The organism is Streptomyces sp. NPDC002867 (assembly GCF_053591895.1).
The window spans coordinates 59,659-67,630 of record NZ_JBSFUR010000034.1; the positions used below are offsets into that span (position 1 = coordinate 59,659).

At 73.9% G+C, this 7,972-nt stretch carries 8 protein-coding genes; 4 read left to right on the forward strand and 4 right to left on the reverse strand.

The features are described 5' to 3' along the window. Nucleotides 1-131 precede the first annotated feature (131 nt). From ACWD0A_RS26090 to ACWD0A_RS26105, 4 genes are all read right to left on the reverse strand, one after another. Nucleotides 132-1,709 (reverse strand): hypothetical protein, encoded by a 1,578-nt coding sequence (locus ACWD0A_RS26090; RefSeq protein WP_451301888.1) that lies wholly within the window; start codon nucleotides 1,707-1,709, stop codon nucleotides 132-134. Further along, nucleotides 1,706-3,373: a DUF3492 domain-containing protein gene (locus ACWD0A_RS26095; protein ID WP_451301890.1), complete on the reverse strand. Its 1,668-nt coding sequence runs from the start codon at nucleotides 3,371-3,373 to the stop codon at nucleotides 1,706-1,708. Before ACWD0A_RS26095 ends, ACWD0A_RS26090 begins: the two co-directional genes overlap by 4 nt. A gap of 219 nt (nucleotides 3,374-3,592) precedes the next feature. Next, nucleotides 3,593-4,849: a DUF3152 domain-containing protein gene (locus ACWD0A_RS26100; RefSeq protein WP_451301892.1), complete on the reverse strand. Its 1,257-nt coding sequence runs from the start codon at nucleotides 4,847-4,849 to the stop codon at nucleotides 3,593-3,595. Nucleotides 4,850-4,857: 8 nt separating this feature from the next. Beyond that, nucleotides 4,858-5,823, reverse strand: a complete 966-nt coding sequence (locus ACWD0A_RS26105) for an alpha/beta fold hydrolase (protein WP_451301894.1) — start codon at nucleotides 5,821-5,823, stop codon at nucleotides 4,858-4,860. Nucleotides 5,824-5,959: 136 nt separating this feature from the next. On the opposite strand from ACWD0A_RS26105, the gene ACWD0A_RS26110 reads away from it, so the two are divergent. The 4 genes from ACWD0A_RS26110 to ACWD0A_RS26125 all read left to right on the forward strand — a co-directional run bounded on the left by ACWD0A_RS26110 (nucleotide 5,960) and on the right by ACWD0A_RS26125 (nucleotide 7,828). Continuing rightward, nucleotides 5,960-6,181, forward strand: a complete 222-nt coding sequence (locus ACWD0A_RS26110) for a hypothetical protein (RefSeq protein WP_307713539.1) — start codon at nucleotides 5,960-5,962, stop codon at nucleotides 6,179-6,181. A 182-nt stretch (nucleotides 6,182-6,363) separates the two neighbouring features. After that, a complete protein-coding gene (locus tag ACWD0A_RS26115) occupies nucleotides 6,364-7,020 on the forward strand; it encodes a TetR/AcrR family transcriptional regulator (RefSeq protein WP_177150627.1) in 657 nt (218 codons plus the stop codon). 118 nt (nucleotides 7,021-7,138) lie between these two features. Next, complete coding sequence (locus ACWD0A_RS26120; RefSeq protein WP_451301897.1) at nucleotides 7,139-7,366, forward strand: DUF3107 domain-containing protein; 228 nt, start codon at nucleotides 7,139-7,141, stop codon at nucleotides 7,364-7,366. 192 nt (nucleotides 7,367-7,558) lie between these two features. After that, nucleotides 7,559-7,828, forward strand: a complete 270-nt coding sequence (locus tag ACWD0A_RS26125; RefSeq protein WP_307713542.1) for a hypothetical protein — start codon at nucleotides 7,559-7,561, stop codon at nucleotides 7,826-7,828. The last annotated feature ends 144 nt before the right edge of the window (nucleotides 7,829-7,972 follow it).

Here is a 7,972-nt window from a genome sequence, read left to right on the forward strand (position 1 = left end):
CGGGCCGTGTGCGGGTGGTTCGGGGTCATGCGCAGTCTCCTTCGGTGTTGCCGTTCGATGCCATGGACGCCGGGTGTCCGCGGTGTCGGCTCCGCGGGACACGTCGGCCTGTTCCACCGGTGTGCGGGTGTTCAGCGGGTGTGCGCCGAGGCCCGGGCGAGCACCGCGAACGCGTGGGCGGCGAGGCCCAGCGCGGCGGCCCCGCAGGCCAGTACGGGGACGGCGGCCGCGCCCCACGCCCCGACGAGCGCCTCCACGGGACGTGCGACGAGGTCGAGGCCGGGGAGCCTGCCCGACAGCAGCAGGGCCGACGCCGCGGCCTCGACGGCGCAGGCGGCGGCCAGGGCGGCCGACGCGGGCTCCGGGAAGCCGTGGACGACCAGCAGCCGGGCCAGGAAGAGCAGCGTGCCGAGGACCGCGGCGGGCCCGAGCGTCCCCGCGCCGGGCAGGACGAGCCCGGTCAGTGCGACGAGTGCGCCGAGCGCCGCGACGTACAGCAGGAGGACGGCGAGCAGCAGGGGGCGTGTCCCGGCGGCGAAGTCGTCCAGTCCGCGGCTGGTGCCGAGCCTGCGGCGCGCCCGTGCGGCGAAGAGGTCCGCGCACCAGGCGGCCGGGGCGACGGCGAGGGCGAGCGCGACGACGGGGGCGGAGGTCAGGGCCCACAGGCCGTCGGGGCCGCCGGCGACGATCTCGGCCGTCAGCCCTTGGCCGCCTGCCGCGTAGAGGAGCAGCCAGAGTGTCCACAGGCGTGCGGCGGGGAGCGTACGGCCCCGGGCACGCAGCGGGCCGCTGCGCAGCGCGAACAGGAGCGCGAGGCCCGTGGCGAGGGCGCCGATCACTCCGGACGCGAGCCGGGCGGCGCCCTCGGTGGCGGCGGTGCCCGCGACCGCGAGGGCGCACACGACGCCCGGCAGCAGCGGCGCCAGGTACGGCCCGGCCCGCCCGGCGCGCGAACCGGCGGCGCGCGCCGGGCGGTCGTCCGTGGTGGCGGGGACGCGCTCGGCCCGCGCGAACATCTCCTCTGCGAGCGAGAACACGTCCCGGTGCCGGAAGCGGGCGGCGGTGCGGTCGGTCAGCCCGTGGGCCTCGAGTCCGGCGGCGATCTCCAGGGGGTCGACGGCCTGTTCGCACAGTTCGCGGTGCCGGTGGATGAGCCCTTTGACGGGATCGACGCCGCCGCGCCGCACGGCGGCGCTCGTGGACCCGCCCCGCACGGGGGCGCCGGCACTGGGGAAACGGTCCCGCACGGCCGCGCCGCGGGTGGCCGCGCCGGTCGGCGCGGAGCCGCCGGTGCTCGCGGCACCGTCGTCACCAGGGGCCTGGCGGGGACCGTCCGCCCCAGGACCACCGGCGACCGCCGGCTCGGCGCCAGGGGGCGCGCCTGACGCGCCACGTCCCGGGCTGTCCCCGGCGGCCTCCGGAAGCGTGCCGGTCGGTGCCGGACGACTGAGGGCCTCGGCAGGGCGGATCCCGTCGAAGGTCTCGCCCTCCACGCTCGCCCGGTCCCGCACGGAGGAGGGCTCCGGGCCGGCCTCCGGGACGCCGCCGGGCGCGGACTCGGCGCGGATGTCGTCGAGTGCCGTCAGAGCCGCCCGGGCCCGCACCGCGTGGTCGTCGCCGGCCGCGGCCTCCAGGCCGACGCCGAGGTCCTGGTGCAGGGCCGCCAGCTCCTCGGCGGCCCTGTTCCCCGTGACGCGTGACGCGTTCACCGGCCTGCCTCCTTCCCGGTCTCGGGTGCCGGAACTGCGCCGACGAGCCCCGGTCCGGGGGCCGCGGCCCAGCTCGGCGTGTGCGTGCTCACGTCGCCCGTCCAGCCGCCCGGCACATGCGCTTCGGCCGGGTGCGAAAAGGGCAGCGGCTCCCCGTCGGCGTCGAGGGCCTCCCGCTGCACCGGCGAGTGCGAGATCAGCTCCAGGTAAATGCCGCGAAATGCCGTCAGGTTCTGTTCCACGGTGAAGAGTTCGAGCGCGCGGGCACGCGCGGCCGCGCCGAGTCGCGCCCGGCGCTCCGGGTCGCGCAGCAGCGCGAGGCACGCGTCCGCGAGCGCCCGCGGGTTGCGCGGGGGCACGACCAGCCCCGTGCCGCCGATGACTTCGACGACCGCGCCGACGTCCGTGGACACCGTGGCCCGGCCGCAGAACATCGCCTCGACCAGGCTGACCGGGAAGCCTTCGACCACGCTGGAGAGGACGACGACCGCGCCGGCTGCGTAGGCGTCGGCCAGTTCGGGTGTCTCGGGGCCGCCGATCTCCTCGAAGGAGACCGGATTGTCCCCGACGGCGTGCGCGCCCGCGGCCTCGTCGGGGAAGAGCTGTGCGGCCAGGGCCCGGCAGTGGGCGAGGTAGGTCGCGGCCTCCTCTCCCTGCGCCGGTGCGCCGAAGAGCCGCAGGCGCGCGGCCGGCTCCTCCTTGCGGACCTCCGCGAAGGCGTGCAGCAGGGCGATGAGGTCCTTGGCCGGCTCGATCCTGCCGACCCAGACGAGGGTGTGTCCGTCCCCGGCGTCGTCGCTCTCGCCGACGGCCGCGAATCGGTCCGCCTCCATGCCGGGGTGGACCGTGCGCAGCCTGGCGCGGTCGGCACCGCTTTTCTCCTGCCAGCGGCGGGTGTGACCGTTGCCGGGGGTGATGACGGCGGCCTGCCGGTAGAGCTCGGCGGCGAGCTGTCCGTGGAACCCGGCGAGCATGGCCCGTACGGGACCGCTCAGCCCGGCCTCGCGCCCGGCGAGGTACCGCGCGCGCAGGTGGACGCCGTACTCGGTGACCAGCAGCGGGACTCCGCAGAAGCGTTTGGCCACAAGGCCGGGCAGAGCCGCCGGTCCCCCGGACGCTGCGTGGCAGAGGTCGGCCGAGGCGAGGGCGTCGTCCTCGTACCAGTCGAGCGACAGGGGGCGCAGGGCGTGCTCCATGCGGTCGGCGACATCGAGCAGGTCGGCGACGGTCACCCCCCGGAGGGCGCGGTGTGCGCCGGGCGCGCGGCAGGCGGACTCCAGGACGCACAGGGCAGCTTCGGACCGCAGGGCCGCGTGAAGTCCGCCGTGGTCGCGGGCCTGGTCCGCGAGACCGTACAGGCCGTCGGCGAAGCCGTCGCCGCCGGTGCAGACCGCGGCCGCCAGGTCCCCGAAGTGCCCGGCGAAGCGCCGCCGTTCGCGCCGCCCGTGGCGCACGCCGTCGTCCGCGGGCGCCCACAGTCGCGCCGTACGCACCTGGCGCACCTGGGGCGGCAGAGCGGGTGGTCCCTCCTGAGGGGCGCTGTGGCTGAGCGCGTAGACGTCGAACTCGTGCTGCGCGAGGCCGCGCACCAGCCGGTCGCACCAGAGCCCGGACTCACCCGCCGCATACGGATAGGCACCGTCCGTAAGCAATCCGATCCGCACGCGTGCACCCCCGATCTCCCTTGTGGGCGGCCGCCGTTGGTTTCCGGCGGCTCTCGGCGGGACGACGTTATGCGGATGTGGCGGTGGCGCGACGGACGGTTGTCCATCGCGCCACCAGAAGGGGTGAACGCCCGTAACTTTCGCATGCAGGTAGCGTTCTGTCGCGCTACAGTGCGTTTTCGTCACGCAGCGTCATGCTGCGGCCAGCTCCGCGCGGCCTCAGTCGCCGGGGTGCACCCAGGGGTTCGGCTTGCACGCGACGCCGCCGATGTCCAGCGACTTCGTCTGCTGCTGCATCACCGGCGCCAGCGCCCCCGGCGTCTGGCAGTTCACGTGGTTGTAGCCGAGCCGGTGCCCGACCTCGTGGTTGATGAGCATCTGCCGGTAGGCGAGCATCGCGCCCGGCCCGAACGTCTCGGCGCCCTGCGCCCACCGGTACGCGTTGATCATCACGCGCTCCGTCGACGCGGAGTCGCACGAGACGTTGTCGACGGTCGTGTCCAGACCGGACTTGGCGCACCAGGTGGCGGTCGTGCCGGGGCTCGCGAGAGTGATGACGAAGTCGGGCCGGCCCGACGAGATGCGCTCGAAGGTCATGGCCCCGCCGTGCGCCCAGCTCCGCTCGTCGTTCAGCGTCTCCTGGACGGCCCGGGCGAACAGGCCCCGGTCGAGGCCGAGCCCCTTCTCGACGTCGATCCGATAGCGGATCTTGCGCCCCTTGCCGGGCGCCCTGTCCAGGCCGGGCACCGCCTCGAAGTCCCCGGACGCCCGCAGTTCGGGGTCGATGGGGAACTGCCGGGTCATCAGCTGCGCGTACGTCGGGGACGCGGGCGGCCGGGCCGCCTCCTGGGCGGGTGCCCGCCTGCCGTCGGACCGGCCCGGGCGCTCCTGCACGGCCCCGCGGTCCTGCGCCGACGACCGGGCGCCGGCGCTGTCGTGCCGGTCGACGGCCACCTGGCCGGCGACGACGACCGCGAGGACCGTGGTCACGGCGGCGGCCGCGACGCCGGTGAACGTGCGTCCCTTGCCGCCCTTGGCCGGAGGCTCCCCGGCCTCGTCGGCACCGTGCGCCTCGGCCTCGGGGGCCGGATCGCTGTCGGGCCCGTACGGGTCAGGGGCCGGGCCGGCCGCCGGCGCGTCGAAGGCCTCGACGAACTCCCGGCGCGGGCCCGGTATGCGCGGCCCGCCCACCGCCGCGGGCGGCGGCGCGGTCCGTACCTGCTGCTGCGTACCGGTCTGCCAGTCGCCCCAGCCGCCGCCGGACTCGTGGTGCTCGGGGTGCCCGCCCCTGGCCGGTCCGGCGAAGGGTCCGGTCCCTGCGGAGGTGTGCTGCTCGGGGCCGGAGCCCCCCGACCGCCTGCGCCGACCGCTGCCGGGCGAGGCAACGGCGGCCTCCCGCTCCCCGGAGGCCGGACCGGGTGCGCCCCCGGAGCCGGCGCCCTTGGGTGCGGGGCCCTTGCGACTGTGTCGTCCCACGCCCCGGATCAGCTCCCACTGCAGTCGTCGAGCAGTTCCCGGAATGCCTGGGCGACCGTTTCCGGGTACTCCATCATCGCAACGTGCCCGGCGTCCGGGAGCGTCAGCAGCCGGGAGTCCCGGAACGCCGCTGCCGCCTTGCGCGCCATACGGTACGAGACGAGCTGGTCCTTGCGCCCGTAGACGAGCAGGGTCGGCGCGAGGACGCGCTCCGCCTGACGCCACAGCCCGTGCTGCCCGCCGAGCGTGTACGCGTCAACAATGCCACGTGCCGACCTGGTCATCGCGTCCCAGAAGTACGGAAGGCGCAGGCGCCGCTCCATCTCCTCGACCGCGTTGCGCAGCGCCTCCTCCGTCACCCGTGCGGGGTCCCCGTAGCAGAGCGCGAGTACCCCGCGGGTGCGCTGTTCGGCGCTCCACTCCTTCGTCAGCCTTGCGAAGAGCAGGGCCACTCCGGGCAGAGCAAGCAGCCCGGTGGGAAGCGCGGAGCGCTGCACGCGCAGCTCGGGCAGCGCGGGCGAGACGAGGGTGAGCGTGCGCACCAGGTCGGGGCGGACGGCCGCGACCCGGGTGCACACGGCGCCGCCGAGCGAGTTGGCGAGCAGGTGGACGGGTCCGCGGTCGCTCGCGTCCAGGAAGCGGATGACCGCGCGGGCGTGCCCGGTGACCGAGTAGTTGCCGTCGTCCGGCGGCGGCGAGTCACCGAAACCGGGGAGGTCGACGGCCTCGCCGTCCACGACGTCCTCGAGGTGCGCCATCAGGGCCGACCAGTTCTGCGACGAGCCGCCGAGGCCGTGCACGTACAGCGCGGGCGGCAGCCCGGCGGTGGCCGGCGGGCGGGAACGGACGGTCAGGGTGAGGCCCGGCAGGGTGACGGAGCGCAGCTTCTCGCCCTCGGCGACACGGACGGTCGCGACCTTGGGGGCCACCGCGGCGTTCGCGGCGGCGGCGCCCGGCAGCTCGGTCGAAGACATGCGGGCAATGTTACGAGACGATCACGCCATGACTCGTGTGTTCGGTGTCACAGATGCGGCACCTACCGCGTAGCGCCCGCCATCAGGAACTCCTAGGCTCGTACTAAAGGGCGCATTCCAGGGAAAGCGGTGCGGTATGACAGTCGATCCCACTGAACCGGAAACCTTCACCGAGGACGACGACACCGCCACGACCGACGACACGGAGGTCCCCGAGGCCGACGCCGCCGAGCAGCACACCGACGTACGCCCGGAACGGGACGATCCGGTGAACCGCGCCGATCCGGACGCCGCGAACGAGGCGGACGCCGCCGAACAGGCGCGCGTGGTGACGCTCGACGAGGACGACTACCGGTGACCTGCCGCGTTTGTCGCCGGTATGTCCGCGTATTGCCCGCGAACAGGCAGCTTCCGTGACTGTCCGGTCCGTGAAATTCTGCGTCCGCACCACGCGCTCCGTCGTTACCCAAAAGTACGATGGCGGCGCGGCGCACAGCGCGTACGGAAGAACTGTGCTTGTTCACCACACTGGGAGGCGGCGTGACAGCCATCGAGCAGACAGAGGCGGCGCGCCCGCGGGGCACACGCCTGCCACGCCGAGCCCGCAGAAACCAGCTCCTGGGCGCGGCCCAGGAAGTTTTCGTGGCTCAGGGGTACCACTCGGCCGCCATGGACGACATCGCCGAGCGGGCCGGCGTCAGCAAGCCCGTGCTCTACCAGCACTTTCCCGGAAAGCTGGAGCTCTACCTCGCGCTCCTGGACCAGCACTGCGAGTCGCTGCTCCAGGCGGTCCGCACGGCGCTCGCGTCGACCACCGACAACAAGCTGCGTGTGGCGGCGACCATGGACGCCTACTTCGCCTACGTCGAGGACGAGGGCGGCGCATTCCGGCTCGTCTTCGAGTCCGACCTGACGAACGAGCCCGCGGTCCGCGAGAGGGTGGAGCGGGTCTCGTTGCAGTGCGCGGAGGCCATCTCGGACGTGATCGCCGAGGACACCGGCCTGTCCAAGGAGGAGTCGATGCTGCTGGCCGTGGGCCTCGGCGGTGTCTCCCAGGTCGTCGCGCGCTACTGGCTCTCCAGCGGCTCCGGCATCCCGCGGGACACGGCGGTGCAGTTGCTCACGTCCCTCGCGTGGCGCGGTATCGCGGGCTTCCCGCTGCACGGCAGCGAGCAGCACCCGGCCGAACAGCACTGAAGCTGTTCGCTCCTGGCGTTCCCCACCCGCGCCTGCCGTGTCCGGTGTCCGGGCTAATGTGTGCTGCATACGGCGCGTTGATCGCGCAACGCAACTGACCGTTCGGAGGGACATAGCCGTGGAGGTCAAGATCGGCGTGCAGCACGCGCCCCGGGAGATCGTTCTGGAGAGCGGGCAGTCCGCCGAGGAGGTCGAGCGCGCGGTGGGCGATGCGCTGGCCGGCAAGGCGCAGCTGCTCAGCCTGACGGACGAGAAGGGCCGCAAGATCCTGGTGCCGGCCGACCGTCTCGCCTACGTGGAGATCGGCGAGACGACGGCGCGACGTGTGGGATTCGGCGCCCTGTAGGCACGGGGTCGATCACATCGAAGGAGGGCCCGGCGGTTTCCCGCCGGGCCCTCACCCATTTCTCCCCCGATGCCGGATTCCCCTGTTCAGGGCCCTTTTTCGCCTACTCAGGGGAGGGTTGTGATCCGTTGCCCCGGGGTAGTACGGGCTGTGACCGTTCCTGCCGCGCCGGCGTCCGTGAGGTGATCAGCAGTGCTCCTGGAAGCGCTCGGTTCCGTCCTGATCGGCTTGGCCCTCTCCTGGGCCGCGACGCGCCACCTCGCCGAACGGCTCCCGTCCCGCAGGGTGGTGTTCACGACGGGCACGCTGGGCGCACTGTTCGGCGCCTATGTGACGCATGTGGCGCTCGGTCCCGGCCATGAGCTGGTGACCCTGATCGGCTCCGCGGCGATCGGCGCCGTGCTGCTGTCGCTGCTGCTGCGGCCCTCGACACGCAGACTGCACCGCGCGTTCCCTTTCTGAAGGACGACGACGACCGGCCGCGCGAGGAAGGGCGGCCGGGCAGGAAGCCCCCTCGGCGAGGGCACCCACCGCATCGAGGCAGGGACCGTCCTGCGCCTGCCGGAAGGCGCGGAGGTGCCCGAGCGGACCGGTTCGGGGACGGAC

What these genes read in the sequence shown, in the direction of transcription:
- ACWD0A_RS26110 (WP_307713539.1), top strand. Translation starts at nt 5,960, where the DNA reads ATGACAGTCGATCCCACTGAACCGGAAACCTTCACCGAGGACGACGAC.
- ACWD0A_RS26105 (WP_451301894.1), bottom strand. Translation starts at nt 5,823, where the DNA reads ATGTCTTCGACCGAGCTGCCGGGCGCCGCCGCCGCGAACGCCGCGGTG.